This is a genomic window from Kitasatospora sp. NPDC088346 (genome assembly GCF_044740765.1).
Lineage (GTDB): Bacteria > Actinomycetota > Actinomycetes > Streptomycetales > Streptomycetaceae > Kitasatospora.
In genome coordinates this window covers 1-14333 of record NZ_JBIURH010000010.1, presented here as the reverse complement: position 1 = coordinate 14333, position 14333 = coordinate 1, and the positions used below count along the sequence as shown (strand labels likewise).

The window sequence follows — 14333 nt, the reverse complement described above, 5'->3', positions numbered from 1 at the left end:
GAGTGGACATCGGACTCGTCCTCCAGACGGACCCGCCCGCCCGGCTGCTGATCGACCGGATGAAACGCGCCGAGGAGGCGGGCTTCAGCCACGGCTGGACCTTCGACTCGGCGGTGCTCTGGCAGGAGCCCTTCGTCATCTACAGCCGCATCCTCGCCGAGACCCGGCGGCTGACCGTCGGCCCGATGGTGACCAACCCCTCCACCCGCACCTGGGAGGTCACCGCCTCGCTGTTCGCCACCCTCAACGACATGTACGGCAACCGCACCGTCTGCGGCATCGGCCGCGGCGACTCCGCGATGCGGGTCGCCGGCCGCAGCCCCGCCACCCTGGCCCGGCTCAGCCAGGCGATGCACGCCATCAAGGAACTCGCCGAGGGGCGCACGGTCGAGGTCGACGGCACCGAGATGCACATCCCGTGGGTCAAGCCCGGTGCCTCACTGCCCGTCTGGATGGGCGCGTACGGACCCAAGGCGCTCGCCCTCACCGGCCGGCAGGCGGACGGCTTCATCCTGCAGCTCGCCGACCCGTTCCTGACGGAGTGGATGGTCAAGGCCGTCCGCGCCGCCGCGGCCGAGGCGGGACGCGACCCGGCGAAGGTCACCATCTGCGTCGCCGCCCCCGCGTACGTCACCGCCGACGACTCGCCGCAGGCCCTCGCCCACGCCCGCGAGCAGTGCCGCTGGTTCGGCGGGATGGTCGGCAACCACGTCGCCGACCTGGTCTCCCGCTACGGCGAGCACTCCGGCATGGTCCCCGAGGAGCTGACCGCCTACATCAAGGAGCGCCACGGCTACGACTACAGCCACCACGGCCGCGCCGGGAACCCCGACACCACCTTCGTCCCCGACGAGATCGTCGACCGCTTCTGCCTGATCGGACCGGCCGAGGCCCAGCGTGCCAAGCTCGCCCAGCTGCGCGAGCTCGGCGTCGACCAGTTCGCCGTGTACGCCATGCACGACGCCGTCGAGAGCACCATCGACGCCTACGGCGAGCAGATCATCCCGACCCTGACCTGACCCCGACGTCCTCCCCGGCGGCCGCCTCCGGATGCGGGGGCGGCCGCCGCCCCCACATCCGGAGGCGGCCGCCCGTGTCCATAGACCAGACCACCCACGCCGACGGCAGAGTCGAACTCGCCGCGGACCCCTCCGACCCCCGGTTCGCCAGCCCGGACCTCAACCCCGTCCCGGTCGCCCGGCGGAGCTGGACCACCTACAACTTCCTCGCGCTCTGGGTGGGCATGGCCCACAACATCCCGTCCTGGACGCTGGCCTCCGGGCTGGTCGCCCTCGGCATGGACTGGAAGCAGGCGGTGCTCACCATCGCGCTGGGCAACCTCGTGGTGCTGATCCCCATGATCCTCACCGGCCACGCCGGTACGAAGTACGGCATCCCGTTCCCGGTCCTCGCCCGCGCCTCCTTCGGGCTGCGGGGCGCCAACCTGCCGGCGATGCTGCGGGCCGCGGTGGCCTGCGCGTGGTTCGGCATCCAGACCTGGATCGGCGGCGAGGGGATCTTCCTGCTCGCCGGGAAACTGTTCGGCCCCTGGTGGCAGGAGGCCGCGGAGATCGGCGGTGAGCCCTGGACGCAGTGGCTGGCGTTCGGTGTCTTCTGGCTGATCGAGATGGCCATCATCGCCCGGGGGATGGAGACCCTGCGGCGGTTCGAGAACTGGGCCGCGCCGTTCGTGATCGTCGGCGCGCTCGCGCTGCTGGCCTGGATCACCGCGAAGGCGGGCGGGCTGGGGCCGCTCCTCGACCAGCCGTCGAAGCTCGGCTGGGGCAGCGAGTTCTGGAAGGTCTTCTTCCCGGCCCTGATGGGCATGATCGGCTTCTGGTCGACGCTCGCCCTCAACATCCCCGACTTCACGCGCTTCGGCGGCAGCCAGCGCGCCCAGATCCGCGGCCAGGCCCTCGGCCTGCCCACCACCATGACCCTGTTCGCGCTGCTCTCCGTCCTGGTCACCTCCGGCTCGCAGGCCGTCTACGGCGAACCCCTCTGGGACCCGATCGCGCTCGCCGCCAAGATGGACAGCGTCACCGGGACGCTCTTCGCGCTGCTGGTGGTGCTGGTCGCCACCCTCTCGGTGAACATCGCCGCCAACGTCGTCAGCCCCGCGTACGACCTCGCCCACCTGCTGCCGCGGTTCGTGAACTTCCGCACCGGAGCGCTCGTCACCGGCGTCGTCGGCATCGTGATCATGCCGTGGAAGCTGATCACCGATCCGCAGATCTACATCTTCACCTGGCTCGGCGTCGTCGGCGGCCTGCTCGGCACCGTCGCCGGCGTCCTGATCGCCGACTACTGGCTGCTGCGCCGCACCCGCCTCGACCTGGCCGACCTCTACCGCCCCGGCGGCCGCTACTGGTACGCCGCCGGCTGGAACTGGCGGGCCGTCACGGCCCTGGTGGTGGGCGGCCTCCTCGCCGTCGGCGGCTCGTACGGCGGGCCGTTCCCCGCCGACGGCCTGATCCCCGTCCTCCGGCCGCTCGCCGACTACGGCTGGGCCGTGGGCTTCGGCTCGGCGACGCTGCTCTACGTGCTGATCAGCCCCGGCGTCCGGGAGGCGGCCCGGCGCTGATCCGGGCGGGGGCTTCCGGGGCTTCCTCCCCGGAGGCTCCCGCCGATCGAGAGGTGTGCATATCTATTCGGAATATGGCATAATCAAACGTATGCAGAACTCTACCGAGGTGCATCAGAGCAGGACCTGCGGAGCCCACCCCCATGCTCCCGCCCCCCGTGCCGACGTCATCGCCGCCCGTGACTGCCAGGAGTGCCGCGCCTGGGGCACCGTCGTCACGCCCGAGGGCCGCCACGAAATCTGCCGGGCCTGCCAATTGCCCGCGTGAAGTCCGCGCCGCGGGCCCGGGCTCAGCCGCAGGCGAAGCCGCCCTCGGACTCCAGGGTCGCCCTGGTGTGCGGGCCGTAGACGCCCAGCGGGCCGTCGTTGACCTTGCGGGTCGTCTGGTACCTGACGATCAGCTCCCTGGTCGCGGCGTCGAAGCTGTCGCCGCTGGTGACGTGGGTGCAGCCGATGCGCTGCAGCAGCTTCTTCATCCGCTGGACGGCGGGACCGCGGGCGCCCGGCTGCAGGACGGTCGGCGCGATGTTGTTGGTCGGCGCGGGGGAGGTCGGGCCCGGTGGCGAGGGCGAGGCCGGGGGCGACGGCCGGTCGGTCGAGGTGGTGCCCGTCGTGGCGGTGGTGCCGTCGGTGCCGGTGGGTGCCGGGTCGGTGGTCGGCGGCAGGCTCGGGGCGGGGGCCGGATCGCCGGTGGTGCCGCCGGTCGGACCGGTGGCCGGCGAGCCGGAGGCGGCCGCTCCGGACGGTCTTCCGGACGGGGTGCGCGGCCGCGTCGGCGCGGGTGACGGGGAGCTGCCGGCGGTCGGCGCGACATCCACGCGCTCGACGGGTGGCGCGAGGAGCGCGCGGTCCACCTGGCCGTCGGGGGTGGAGGTGAACGCGAACACCAGGCCGCCGCCCAGGACGGCGAGGCCGGTGCCTGCCAGCAGGGCGCCGCGGCGGGCCCGGTGCAGCCGCGGGTGGCGGATCCGGCGGTGGCTGCCGCGGCCGCGGTGCGGGCGGACGGTGAAGGTGCCCAGGTCCGGGGCCGGGCTCGTCGGCGGGTTCGGGCGCGGGACGGGGATCGGTGCGGGGGCGGGGGCCCGGCTCGGCCCGGTGACGGCGGTGAGGGGCGTGAAGGGCGGGGGAGGCCGGTGCCGGTCGGCCGGCGGCGCGGGGTCGGTGCGGCCCAGGTTCTCGTGGCAGGCGGTGGAGGCCCGGAGCGAGCCGCAGGTCGGGCAGTACCGTCCCGGCATACGTGGACCTCCTCGATCGGCGGCGCGCGGACTCGTCGGTGCGGGGCCTTGCGGGCCGCCGCCGCGGGGCAGCGGGAGGGCGGGGCGGGGGCGCCGGCACTGCCGGCGGAACCTCGGTGGTGGGGGGTGTCGGCGACGGTGCCGGCCGGGTGGTGCGGGCGTCACGGCGGGCACGCCGGTGCGCCCCGTGCCCCGGACGTCCGCTGCTGGTGCGCGCTGATGCTACTCAGCGGCCCGAGGGGGGTCAATGCGGCGTGGGGCGGTCGGGGAGCCGCTGGTCGCGGCGTACCGGGAGCCGCTCGTCCACTTGTTGACGTACCGTCAGAAGAGTGTGAAGGAAGGTGTTGCGGGCGGGCCGCTCCGCCCCCCCGCTCCCGGGGTCGGCCGGGTGCCGGGGCGGGACGGGTCAACTCCAGGACGTCGCCGAAGCGGTAGCCCCGGGGCGTGGTCCCCGCCCGGCCGGTGCGACGGGACGCCATCCGCAACCGCCCGTCGTGGCACCCGAACTCACGGTGCTTCGGGGGGCCGGAACGGGTCCGGCGGCGGGCGGTGGGCGATCGAGTCTTGTGGCGGGGCGAGGGTGTGTATGAAGATCGTGTCGGCTCATCGCCATGATCCATCCTGATCCGGGCCGGCCGAGCCGGCCTGCACACCACGGGGGTACAGATGTCCACTCACGCACAGCGACCGGGCGCACCACGACCGGCCGACGGCGTCGCCGGCCGCGGGCCCGGGCGCCGCGCCCTGCTCGCCGGCCTCACCGGGGCGGGCGCCCTCGCGGGCAGCGTCGTCCTCGGCGGCGGCAGCGCCTCCGCGGCCACCACCGGCACGGACGCCTACGTCGTCGACGTCGTCGCCAAGGGCGCCGACCCGACGGGCCAGACGCCCAGCGACACCGCGTTCCGGGCCGCGGCGGCGGAGCTGCTCGGCTCCTTCCAGCAGGGCCCGGTGTCGGGCGCCATCCCGAAGAAGGTGCTGCTGATCCCGCCCGGCAACTACCTGCTCACGCAGCCGGACTCGCTGCTGCCGGGGGAGGACGGCGTCGGACACGGCGGCATCGTCGACGGCATCTCGATCACCGGCTACGGCAAGCGGCTGTCCCGCATCACGTACGCGCCGACGGCCCGGAACACCACGCTGTGGACCAACCGCCAGCGGTACAAGAACATCCGCGTCAGCGGCCTCACCTTCGACAGCCAGGACGCCACCTCCACCTTCAACTACGCGTACTCCTCGGACTCCGGCGGCGTGCAGGACACCTGGTACACGGACGTCGAGTGGCGCGGGGCGTGGAAGGTCGGCATCGGACTGGACGGGCCGGCGTCCACCTCCGACCTCAACAGTGAGATGGGCTGGGACCACTGCCAGATCGGCGGCTCCTACACCGACGCCTTCCTGGTGATCGGCATGACGCCGGCGGAGCCGCAGCAGGACCAGTTCCTGAACTACTGGTTCCGTGACTGCAAAGTCGAGTTCAAGTCCGGCTCGTTCGTGCGCAACGAGCGCGGCGGCTCGATGAACTTCACCGGCGGCTCGTACATCCTCACCGACGCGGCCTCCACCGGGACGTTCTTCCAGCTCGGCTCCGCCGCCACCGGCCGCGCCGACTCGACGATGCGGCTGTACGCGCAGGGGATCCGCTTCGAGCTGCGCGGCGCGGGCCACAAGGTCATCGACTCCGCCTGGTACAAGGGCTCGATCACCTTCGTCTCCTGCGACGACACCGCGCTCTCCTTCCAGGCCTGGGGCGCGAACGCGGTCACCCACGCGTACCGCTTCGACGCCGTCAACCCCTCCCGCGGGCCGATGGTGCGCTACCAGGACTGCGCGCTGATGGGCTCCCACCAGGTGACGGCGGCCACCGCCACCACGGCGGGCAAGCTGCTCTACGACGGCTGCCGGTTCAGCAGCGTGACGGCGGGGACCGGCGCCAGCGGCCTCCTGCGCTGGCCGGGCACCGCCCCCTGGTACGAGTTCCGCGACTGCCTGACCAAGAGCGGCCGGCTCGCCGACGCCAAGGTGTCCTGACACCGGCTCGACGCACACGGTCGTTGCCCGCTGCGCCCGCCCGTCCGGGTGGGCGCAGCGCCCTTCCCGGGCCGGTGCGTCCGGGTCAGCCGCCCGAGCGGAGGCACTCCTCGTTGCCGCCGCCGCTGCGGCACACCCCGGCACCGGGGACGGCCGGTTCGGACGAGACCCCGGGCGCGGGGGCCGGCTGCCGGGCCGGGGTGTTCGGGAAGGCGACGGCCAGCGTCAGCAGGCCCACCAGGACCGCCACCAGAACCTGGCTGTATGCGGTGACCGGGCTGCTCGCCCGCCGCAGCAGGCTGAACGCCAGCAGCGCGGCGCCCGCCGCGACCAGGCCGAGGACCACGGCGTGGCCCACCGGCACGGGCAGGGGCTCCGACCGGTCGGACTGCGCCGCCCACTGCGACAGGATGGCCGAGAAGCCGACGGCGGCCACCACCACGGCCTCCAGCAGCAGGACGGCGAAGGCCAGCGAGAGATCGCCGAGGACGGAACCGGCGGTGGAACGGCGTGGCGCGGGAGTGGAGACCAGTGTCATGGCCGACACTCTGGCCGAACCCGGAGGGCCGCCGCCTGAGTACGCGTACTCACCGGCCCCGCGGATCGGCTCAGGGCGCCGCACGGCGTCCGGGCCGCTCACCGCTTCGCGCCGACGGCCACCACCTCGCGGCCGGACAGCCCGCAGGCCGAGCAGTGCCAGGCCATCGTCTCCTGGAAGTGCAGGTGGAAGGTCGGGTCGGGGCGCTCCGCCGTGGGTGCCGTGGTGGTCTCGATCATCCGCCAGTCGCTCCACACGACCTTCTCGCGGTCCTTGCTGCGGCACCCCGGGCAGGGCCACCATCTCTCTGTCGCGTCCATGATTCAATCGTCCGCCCGACGGCCCGGCACCGCGCGCCGACCCGGCCCGCGGCGACCGGCTCGAAAGGGCTCAGAACGGCTCGGAACCGTTGCCCTTGATCTCCATCTGCAGGGCGCCGGCGGCGTGGCAGGTGGTGACGAAGTCGCCCTCCCGGCCCTCCGGGAGCCGCAGCTTGCCCCAGCGGTTCCCGGCGACCTGCCAGAAGTCGGTGTCCGGGGCGGCGCGGCCGCTGGTCTTCGGGTCCGCCCGGAGGGTGCCCCGCCAGCTGGCGAGGCCGTCGGCGGGGTGGTCGGCGTGCAGGTCGGCCTCGACGGAGATCGCCACACCACTGGCGATCACGGTCGCCGTCCCGTGGTAGCTGCTCATCGCTCCAGGCTAGGCCGACCGGGGCCGGTCGGCCACGCCGGACGGCGTCCGACGGGCGGTCCGCTCCGGCCCGCCCGCTCCGGGCCGTCCGGCCCGTCCGGTCAGCGCGCCGGGCGCGGCACCGCCGCCGTCGGGTCGCCGAGGATCACCGTCGCGGCCCGGTCGTAGGCGGTCACCTTGCTGTACAGCGCCAGGTCGAGGGCGGTCCGGGCGGCCTCCCGGACGCTGCTGCCGTAGGTGCCCACCGCGCGGGTGTACCGCAGCAGCAGGCTGCCGATCGGGTCGAAGTACGGGGCCATCGCCAGCCCGACCGGCCGGCCGTTGCAGAGCCGGTCGCGCAGCGCCGTACCGATGGCGCCGGTGAGCTCCTGCCGGTTGGGCGGGAAGGACATCGTCCAGTTGAAGGTCGGCTCGACCTGGCCGACGAAGGCGCGCAGCGGGCGGTCGGCGCCGAGCAGCGCGCGGGGCAGCGGTGCCACGCCGGCACCGGCGGCGGCGACGCCGTCCAGCACCCGGGCCACCGGGGACTCGGCCTCGAACAGCCCGTGGTACGCGCTGGGGCTGTCCGCGCCGGCCGAGCAGCAGGCCCGCGCGAACCAGATCGCGCCGTCCGGCTGCCAGCGGGCGAGCAGTTCGCCGGGGCCCACCGGTGCCAGGTCCTGGCCGACCGGCAGGCCGAGGCCGGCGCGCAGCTTCTCCGGGTCGTCCAGCGGCCCGGTCATGCCGTGGCTGGTGGTGACGACCAGCGCGGGCGAGTTGCGGGCCAGCGCGTCGGCGAGTGCGGCGCCGGTGGCCTCCACGGCCGAGCCGTCGACGAACTCCGGTGCCGTGATGTCCTGTTCGCCCTCCTCGGTGAACAGCGCGTGGAGCGGCGCGGCGATCGAGTCGCGCATCAGGGTGGTGATGTCCTGCTCGCCGCCACCGTGGTCGACGGACCAGATGACCGGCGCCTCGTAGCGCGCGCCGGAGCCGGCCCAGTCGTTCAGCAGCGCGTCGACGTACCGGGCGAGCGGCTCGCCGGTCAGGTCGAGCCGGCCGACCAGGCGGACCGGGTTGAGCGCGTACTGGATCTGCCAGGGGATCTCGGCGGGCGTGCCGTAGATCAGCAGGTACATCGGGAGCTGGAGCGGCCCGGACCCGGGTGGCGAGGCGGCCGTCAGCAGGTCGCCGCCGCCCGCGTAGTCGCGCAGGGTCCAGTCCGCGTACCCGCTGTCGGCGCGGTAGCGCAGCACCCGGCCGTGCCGGTCCTGGACCAGCCGGTGGATCGGTTCCGGCGCGTCCTCGGCCCGGGCCAGGGCCGCCGGGTCGAGGCCGGGCACGTCGGGCAGCACCACGCCCCAGCCGATCCGCTCGTCCCGCCACTCCCAGGGGTCGGCCTCGGCGGGGACCAGCATGGGGTGCTCACCGACCGTGGCGGAGGCCAGTGTCCAGCGCGCGTGGTCGGTGGCGAAGCGGCCGGTGACCGGGGCCCCGCCGGTGAACGCGTCGGTGGCGACCGGCAGGCCGGCCGGGTCGGGCGCGGCGGGTGCGCCGGTGGCCGGGGGAGTCACCGGCGCTCCAGGAGCCTGGTCAGTTCGCCCAGCCGGGCCTCGGCGTCCTGCCGCAGCGCGGCGGGCATGCTCGCCGGCAGCTGTGCGAGCAGCCCCTTCAGCACCTCGATCTCCTTGCGGGCGGCCCGTCGCGAGCGCGGCGCGTCCCCGGGCCGCTCGGCGACGCCCGATCCGCCGACGCTCGATCCGCCGGTGACCGACAGGGTGCCGGTGCCCGACAAGGTACCGGGGGGCGGCCCGTCGGCCGGCTGCGGCTCGGGGGCCGGCGTGGGCGGGGCGGGCGGCACGGGCGGGGCGGGCGGCGCGGGCCGTACGGAGGTCGGGGTGGGCCGCAGGTACACGGCGGGGATGGTCCACTCCTTGGTGGAGGAGGCGGCCTGCGAGAGGGTCATCCCCTTGTGCTTGTGGGCCAGCCGGGTGCGGACGGCGACCAGCAGCATCGCCCAGTCGATCGGTTCGTCGGTGTCGGGCGGGGCGTCCGCGCGGCCTTCGAGCTCGCGCAGCAGCCGTTCGTAGAAGGCCCGGGTGAACAGCACGGCGTCGTCCTGGGGGACGGACTCGCGCATCCCGATGACGGCGGGCAGGCCGCCCTCGTAGACCAGTTGGAGCGCCATCGACTGGAGGTTCTCCGGGCCGTCGCCGCAGGCGGCGCTCTGGCAGCAGTTCAGCACGGTCATCCAGGGCGGGTCACAGGCGCCCTCCACGAAGTCCCGGAACTCCCTGGCCTCGACGGTGAGGCTGCGCTCCGGGCGTTCGGTGGTCCAGTCGGTGCCGAAGGCGAGCTCCAGGTGCGGGCCGCCCCGCACCGAGCCGTGGCAGAAGAAGTGCAGCAGGTGCGGCCGGAAGCCGGCGACCAGCCGCTGGAGGTCGGCCAGGTCCTCCGGCATCATCTCCAGGTGCGCGGGGCCGCCCTCGCCGCTCAGCTGCTCGTACAGCGCGTGCTCGCTCACCACCACCAGCAGCTCGACCGCGGCGCCCGGGACGGCCGCCAGGGCGTCCTGGAAGGCCTGCCACTCGTCGGCCGCCGGGATCCCGAGGCAGGACAGCACGGCGGCGATCCGCAGCGGCGGGGCGAAGTACCAGTACGGCTCGCCGACGATCGGACTGCTGACGATGCGGCCCACCGCCCAGCGCTCGTCCAGGCCCAGGAAGTCGCCGTCGGGCGAGCAGAGCGACTCCCAGGGCAGGGCCTCGATCTCGGCGCCGGTGGCCAGCTCCACGAACACCGGGTAGCGCTGCGGGCGCTGGGTGCTCAGCGCGGCCGGCAGGTGCGTCGCGACCCCGGGGTGGCGCATCACCTCCTCGTAGAGGAACAGGCCCGCGTTCCTGGTCGCGTCGTCGACCGGCGTCCGGGTGTCGCGGAGCGCGGTGAGCGCCTTCTCGTCCCCGGTGCAGTGGAACGGGTGGGCGGGGACGCCGAAGACCGGCGGCTCGGACAGCGAGATCTGCACGTGCGTCAGGTTGTCGAGCCCGACCGAGCCGGAGAGTTGGAAGACCAGTCGGCTCATGTCGCACCTCCGGGTTCGGAGTCCAGATGCCGGCGTACGTGCCGCTCCAGCAGCGAGGAGACCGACTTGAGCGCCGCGGCGGCGTCCGGGTCGACCTCGGCGGCGTCCGGGGAGTCGGGCATCCAGGCGGACTGCTGCGCCTCCAGGTACCGGGTGCCGGAGGCCACCCAGGCGGGGGTGCTGTCACCCACCAGCGAGTTCTGGGTGGCGCCGCCGATCAGTGTCGACCGCCGGTCCTCGGTCAGCAGCAGCGCCGGGGAGCCGGGGGAGTCGACGAACCGGGGGTGCGCCCAGCAGACCACCCCGGGCATCGCCCCGGTGACCGCGGGACCGCCGCCGACCACCATGTCCACCGTCGCCGCCAGCTGGCCGCCGTCCCTGTCCCGGTCGTGCTCGTCCACGATCACCAGGCCCGGACGCGCCGCCGCGACCGCGTCGGCCAGCTCCCGCAGCCCCGCGCCGGACGGGTTGCCGGGGGCGCCGCTCACCACCAGGCACCATGCGCCGACCTGCGCCAGCAGCGTGCACAGCTGGGCGCTGCCGACGAACGTCGAGGGAGCGCGGTCCGGGCCGAGCAGCGGGGTCCCGGCGATCGCCATCGCCCCGCGGCCGGCGGTGAGGTAGCCGTCGCTCACGATGTGGATCACGTCCAGGGCCCGGTGCTGGAGCGCGTCCCGGATCCACCGCAGCCACGGGTTGACCAGCTCGCCCGGGTCCGCGGTCAGGGAGGCTCCCCGCGGCCCCATGAAACGGACCGCGTCGTGCGGGTCGTGCACCACCAGGTACGGGCTCATGCAGGTCGCCCACCCGGCCACCTCCGCGTGGCAGGCCAGGTCGGTGAAGAGGTGGATCCGGACGTGGTGGCCCGAGTGCCTGATCCACAGTCCGGTCAGCTGCTCCAGGAGGTCCGCGGTGGTGAGGAAGGTGGCGTGGCCGGCCGGCGGCGAGCCGGCGCAGATCGCGATCTCCAGGGTGTCCGACGGCGGCTGCGCCCGCAGCACGTGGTGCGGCAGCCTGAGCACCGGCCGGTCGAGCGGGGCCAGCATCCGTTCCCAGGGCGCCAGGTGGAGGTAGCCGCGCGGGTTGGCCACCTCCAGCCACACCGCGTTCTGCGGCGGGCCGGCCGCCGGCCCGAGCGCGTCGAGGGCCGGCCGCAGGGCGTGCACCACGGTGTCGGGGAGCCGGAACCCCTCGTCCGGGAGCTGGTCGGTCGGGGCCAGGGTGGACGGCAGACCCAGCTCGGCGGCCGTGCAGGTGACAGCCGCGATCGGGGCCTTCAGCCCGCGGACGGCCTGGAACCCGACCCGGGCCGGCCGGGCGCGTCCGGCGCCCGCGAGCCGGATTCTCAGTGCCGGCAGGTCGTGCTCGGCACGCAGGTGCACGGCCACCGCCGGCTCACCCCATCACCTGGCAGAGCAGGGCCCAGCCGGTCGCCGGGTTGGTCACGTCGCCGTGACCGGCGATCGAGCGGTCGCCGTCGACGGCCATGATCCGCGGCCCGTCGGGGCCCAGCGCGTAGCGGTCCGGCGGGTCCTTGACGGCGACGGTGACCGTCTGGCCGTCGACGCCCTGCGGGCCGTACCCGCCGAGCGCCGCGTACCGGGAGGGCGGGGCGCCGGCGATCACCACCTCACCGAGGTCGGCGGGCCGGCGGACGGCCCAGTGGAAGACGGTGGTCAGCGGGACGTCGTGCCGGCTGAAGGTGGTCATGACTGGCTGGGCGGTCCGGGTCAGCGCGGGCCGGTAGCCGCCCGGCGTGCCGGCGCCGTCCACGTCCGCGCCGAAGCACAGGGCCGACACGGCGGGCTGCAGCAGCAGCACCGACTCGACCGGCCGCGCGGGCGCCGGGCCGTTGCACAGCGCCGACAGCACCACCCGGCAGCCGTAGGAGTGGCCGACCAGGTGCACCCGGACGCCGGGCGCGGCGTCCAGCAGGGCGCGCAGCAGCAGGGCCACGCCGCGGCCGCCGACCCGGCCGGCCCGGTCCTTCATCAGCAGCACCGTGGCGGTGCGGACGAGCGTGCGCGGATCGAACAGGCCGAGCCCGCCGGCCGTCTCGGCGGGTGCGCTCGCCGCCTCGTCGACGAAGCCGCCCGGGCGGCCGCGGGCGCGGCCCCGGCCCCGGTCGTCGGGCAGCCGGGACCACAGCTCGACCAGTTGGTCGGCGGTGGGCGGGCCGGAGTCCGGGCGGAGCTCGTCCCCGCCGGCGAGGGCGGGCGCCACCAGGGCGGCGAGCTCGGCGGCCTGCGTCCGGTCGAGCCGGTCCTGCGCGGCGAGCCGGCGCAGCCGCTCGGCCCGGTCCGGCGCGAGGTGCTCGGTGAGCGGCGCCACCGGGTCGGAGCCGTCGGGCGGATCCGGCGCGGGGACGCCCCCGGCGATCGCGGGGGCCCGCTCCCCGGGGGCCACCAGGACCGTACTCGGCCAGAACACCCCGGCGAGCAGCGGCCGGTAGTCGCGGTCGGGCCGGCTCCACCACTGTCGTCGCAGGTCGAGGTAGTGGTGGATGAAGGCGTCGTAGCGGCCGGTGGCGGCGGCCCAGTCGTTGTTCCAGCCGTGCGAGAACAGGAAGACGTCGGTGGCCCGGGCGGACCCGGCGACCACCGCGTCGGCCGTCCGCGGGCCGGTGCAGGTGCCGTCGCGGTCGAAGGGGACGATGTACGCGGCCGTATCGGTGCCGTCCCCGCCCACGTCCGACCTCCACGGCACCACCTCGGGTGCATGCGCCATCTCTACCACCTCGGGTGACCGACGACGGCTGTGCTCCCAGCTTGCGCCGATCGGGTGAGCGTGGCAATCGGCACCGGACCTGGCACCGGATCCGCTCACGGTGGGTCACATCGGTGACCGGGCGTGGCGGCTGGGGGCGAGCGGGCCGCACGTCACGGTGGGTCACCCCGGTGACCGGCGGTGGCGGCCACGGCGCCGGGCACACCCCCCGCGGGGGTGTGGGAAGGTTGCCTGACCGGGTCGGGCGGGAGAGGCGAGGCGATGGCACAGGCGGTGGGCGGTTCGGACGGCGCTGCGGCCGGTGGCACCCCCCGGGGGACGGCGCGCCCGACCCTGGAGGAGGTGGCGGCGCTGGCCGGCGTGGGACGCGGCACGGTGTCCCGGGTGGTCAACGGTTCGCCCCGGGTCAGCGAGAAGGCCAGGGAGGCCGTGCTGGCGGCCGTCGCGGAGCTCGGCTACGTCCCCAACCGGGCGGCCCGGACCCTGGTCACCTCGCGGACCGACTCGATCGCGCTGGTCGTCCCCGAGGCGGAGACCCGGCTCTTCTCGGAACCGTACTTCTCCGACATCATCAGCGGCGTCTCGGCCGAACTCGCCGAGACCGACATGCAGTTGCTGCTGATCCTGGTCCGCAACCAGCGCGAGCGGGACCGGCTGGCGGCCTATCTGACCGCCCAGCGGGTGGACGGCGTCCTGCTGGTGTCGGTCCATCAGGACGACCCCCTGCCGGCCCTGCTGGAGAGCCTGGAGATCCCCTCCGTCCTGGCCGGCCGGCGCGAGGACGGCGAACCGCTCAGCTACGTGCTCGCGGACAACGCCGGCGGCGCCCGGATGGCCGTCCGGCACCTGCTGCGGCGCGGCTGCGGGGCCATCGCGACGATCACCGGCCCGCTGGACATGGAGGGCGCCCGGGCCCGGCTGAGCGGCTACCGCACGGCCCTGGAGGAGGCCGGCCGGCCGTACCGGGACGACCTGGTCGGGCTCGGCGACTTCACCGAGGAGGGCGGCCGGGTGGCGATGCGGGAGCTGCTGGCGCGGGGCCCGGAGCTGGACGCGGTGTTCTGCGCCTCCGACGTGATGGCGGCCGGCGCGATGCAGGTGCTGCGGGCCGCGGGCCGGTGGGTGCCGCAGGACGTCGCGGTGATCGGCTTCGACGACTCGATCGTGGCCCGGCACACCGAGCCGCCGATGACCAGCGTCCGGCAGCCGATCGAGGAGATGGGCCGCACCATGGCCCGGCTGCTGCTGGAGGAGATCGCCGCGCCCGGTCGGGCCCACCGCCAGGTGGTGCTGGCGACCGAGCTGGTGGTCCGCGAGTCGGCCTGACCGGTCCGGTGGTGCCGGGAGCCGCAGGTCGGCGGCCGAAAGGCCCACCGGGGTGCTAGAAGGCTCGTGAAGATCTTGGGTTCTGGCCCCGCCGCGTGAGCGGCGGGGCCAGACTGCTTCTTGTGGCAATGGGGGAATGGGCCGGGGAGA

Annotated in this window: 12 protein-coding genes; 4 read left to right on the top strand and 8 right to left on the bottom strand. The window is 74.7% G+C overall.

Annotated elements, in window-relative coordinates:
- Positions 1-2: 2 nt before the first annotated feature.
- Positions 3-1019 (top strand): TIGR03842 family LLM class F420-dependent oxidoreductase, encoded by a 1017-nt coding sequence (locus tag ACIOFR_RS15835; protein WP_400997002.1) that lies wholly within the window; start codon positions 3-5, stop codon positions 1017-1019.
- Between the two features lie 74 nt (positions 1020-1093).
- Entirely contained in the window at positions 1094-2584 is a 1491-nt protein-coding gene (locus ACIOFR_RS15830) for an NCS1 family nucleobase:cation symporter-1 (protein ID WP_400997000.1), read from the top strand.
- Between the two features lie 290 nt (positions 2585-2874).
- Here ACIOFR_RS15830 and ACIOFR_RS15825 read toward each other — a convergent pair whose 3' ends face one another.
- The gene (locus ACIOFR_RS15825) at positions 2875-3819 is read right to left on the bottom strand and encodes a hypothetical protein (protein ID WP_400996998.1); all 945 of its coding nucleotides are present in this window, start codon (positions 3817-3819) and stop codon (positions 2875-2877) included.
- A gap of 666 nt (positions 3820-4485) precedes the next feature.
- On the opposite strand from ACIOFR_RS15825, the gene ACIOFR_RS15820 reads away from it, so the two are divergent.
- The gene (locus ACIOFR_RS15820) at positions 4486-5847 is read left to right on the top strand and encodes a hypothetical protein (protein ID WP_400996996.1); all 1362 of its coding nucleotides are present in this window, start codon (positions 4486-4488) and stop codon (positions 5845-5847) included.
- Between the two features lie 85 nt (positions 5848-5932).
- On the opposite strand, the gene ACIOFR_RS15815 is transcribed toward ACIOFR_RS15820, so the two are convergent.
- The 7 genes from ACIOFR_RS15815 to ACIOFR_RS15785 form a co-directional block, all read right to left on the bottom strand.
- Positions 5933-6385, bottom strand: coding sequence for a DUF6234 family protein (locus ACIOFR_RS15815; RefSeq protein ID WP_400996993.1), 453 nt, complete (start codon positions 6383-6385; stop codon positions 5933-5935).
- 98 nt (positions 6386-6483) lie between these two features.
- Positions 6484-6705, bottom strand: coding sequence for a hypothetical protein (locus ACIOFR_RS15810; RefSeq protein WP_400996991.1), 222 nt, complete (start codon positions 6703-6705; stop codon positions 6484-6486).
- Between the two features lie 70 nt (positions 6706-6775).
- On the bottom strand, positions 6776-7072 hold the full coding sequence (locus tag ACIOFR_RS15805; protein WP_400996989.1) for a hypothetical protein: 297 nt from the start codon (positions 7070-7072) through the stop codon (positions 6776-6778).
- 101 nt (positions 7073-7173) lie between these two features.
- The gene (locus tag ACIOFR_RS15800) at positions 7174-8622 is read right to left on the bottom strand and encodes a hypothetical protein (protein WP_400996987.1); all 1449 of its coding nucleotides are present in this window, start codon (positions 8620-8622) and stop codon (positions 7174-7176) included.
- Positions 8619-10130 (bottom strand): CHAT domain-containing protein, encoded by a 1512-nt coding sequence (locus ACIOFR_RS15795; protein WP_400996984.1) that lies wholly within the window; start codon positions 10128-10130, stop codon positions 8619-8621. Before ACIOFR_RS15795 ends, ACIOFR_RS15800 begins: the two co-directional genes overlap by 4 nt.
- Positions 10127-11518, bottom strand: a complete 1392-nt coding sequence (locus ACIOFR_RS15790; protein ID WP_400996981.1) for a hypothetical protein — start codon at positions 11516-11518, stop codon at positions 10127-10129. Before ACIOFR_RS15790 ends, ACIOFR_RS15795 begins: the two co-directional genes overlap by 4 nt.
- A 7-nt stretch (positions 11519-11525) precedes the next feature.
- The gene (locus ACIOFR_RS15785; protein ID WP_400996979.1) at positions 11526-12857 is read right to left on the bottom strand and encodes a hypothetical protein; all 1332 of its coding nucleotides are present in this window, start codon (positions 12855-12857) and stop codon (positions 11526-11528) included.
- Positions 12858-13118: 261 nt separating this feature from the next.
- Between ACIOFR_RS15785 and ACIOFR_RS15780 the strand changes: the two genes are divergently transcribed.
- The gene (locus ACIOFR_RS15780) at positions 13119-14183 is read left to right on the top strand and encodes a LacI family DNA-binding transcriptional regulator (protein ID WP_400996977.1); all 1065 of its coding nucleotides are present in this window, start codon (positions 13119-13121) and stop codon (positions 14181-14183) included.
- The last annotated feature ends 150 nt before the right edge of the window (positions 14184-14333 follow it).

Excerpts from the sequence above, each read along its gene's own strand:
- ACIOFR_RS15825 (WP_400996998.1), bottom strand. The coding sequence starts at position 3,819 with ATGCCGGGACGGTACTGCCCGACCTGCGGCTCGCTCCGGGCCTCCACC.
- ACIOFR_RS15820 (WP_400996996.1), top strand. The coding sequence starts at position 4,486 with ATGTCCACTCACGCACAGCGACCGGGCGCACCACGACCGGCCGACGGC.
- ACIOFR_RS15815 (WP_400996993.1), bottom strand. The coding sequence starts at position 6,385 with ATGACACTGGTCTCCACTCCCGCGCCACGCCGTTCCACCGCCGGTTCC.
- ACIOFR_RS15810 (WP_400996991.1), bottom strand. The coding sequence starts at position 6,705 with ATGGACGCGACAGAGAGATGGTGGCCCTGCCCGGGGTGCCGCAGCAAG.
- ACIOFR_RS15805 (WP_400996989.1), bottom strand. The coding sequence starts at position 7,072 with ATGAGCAGCTACCACGGGACGGCGACCGTGATCGCCAGTGGTGTGGCG.
- ACIOFR_RS15795 (WP_400996984.1), bottom strand. The coding sequence starts at position 10,130 with ATGAGCCGACTGGTCTTCCAACTCTCCGGCTCGGTCGGGCTCGACAAC.
- ACIOFR_RS15785 (WP_400996979.1), bottom strand. The coding sequence starts at position 12,857 with ATGGCGCATGCACCCGAGGTGGTGCCGTGGAGGTCGGACGTGGGCGGG.
- ACIOFR_RS15780 (WP_400996977.1), top strand. The coding sequence starts at position 13,119 with ATGGCACAGGCGGTGGGCGGTTCGGACGGCGCTGCGGCCGGTGGCACC.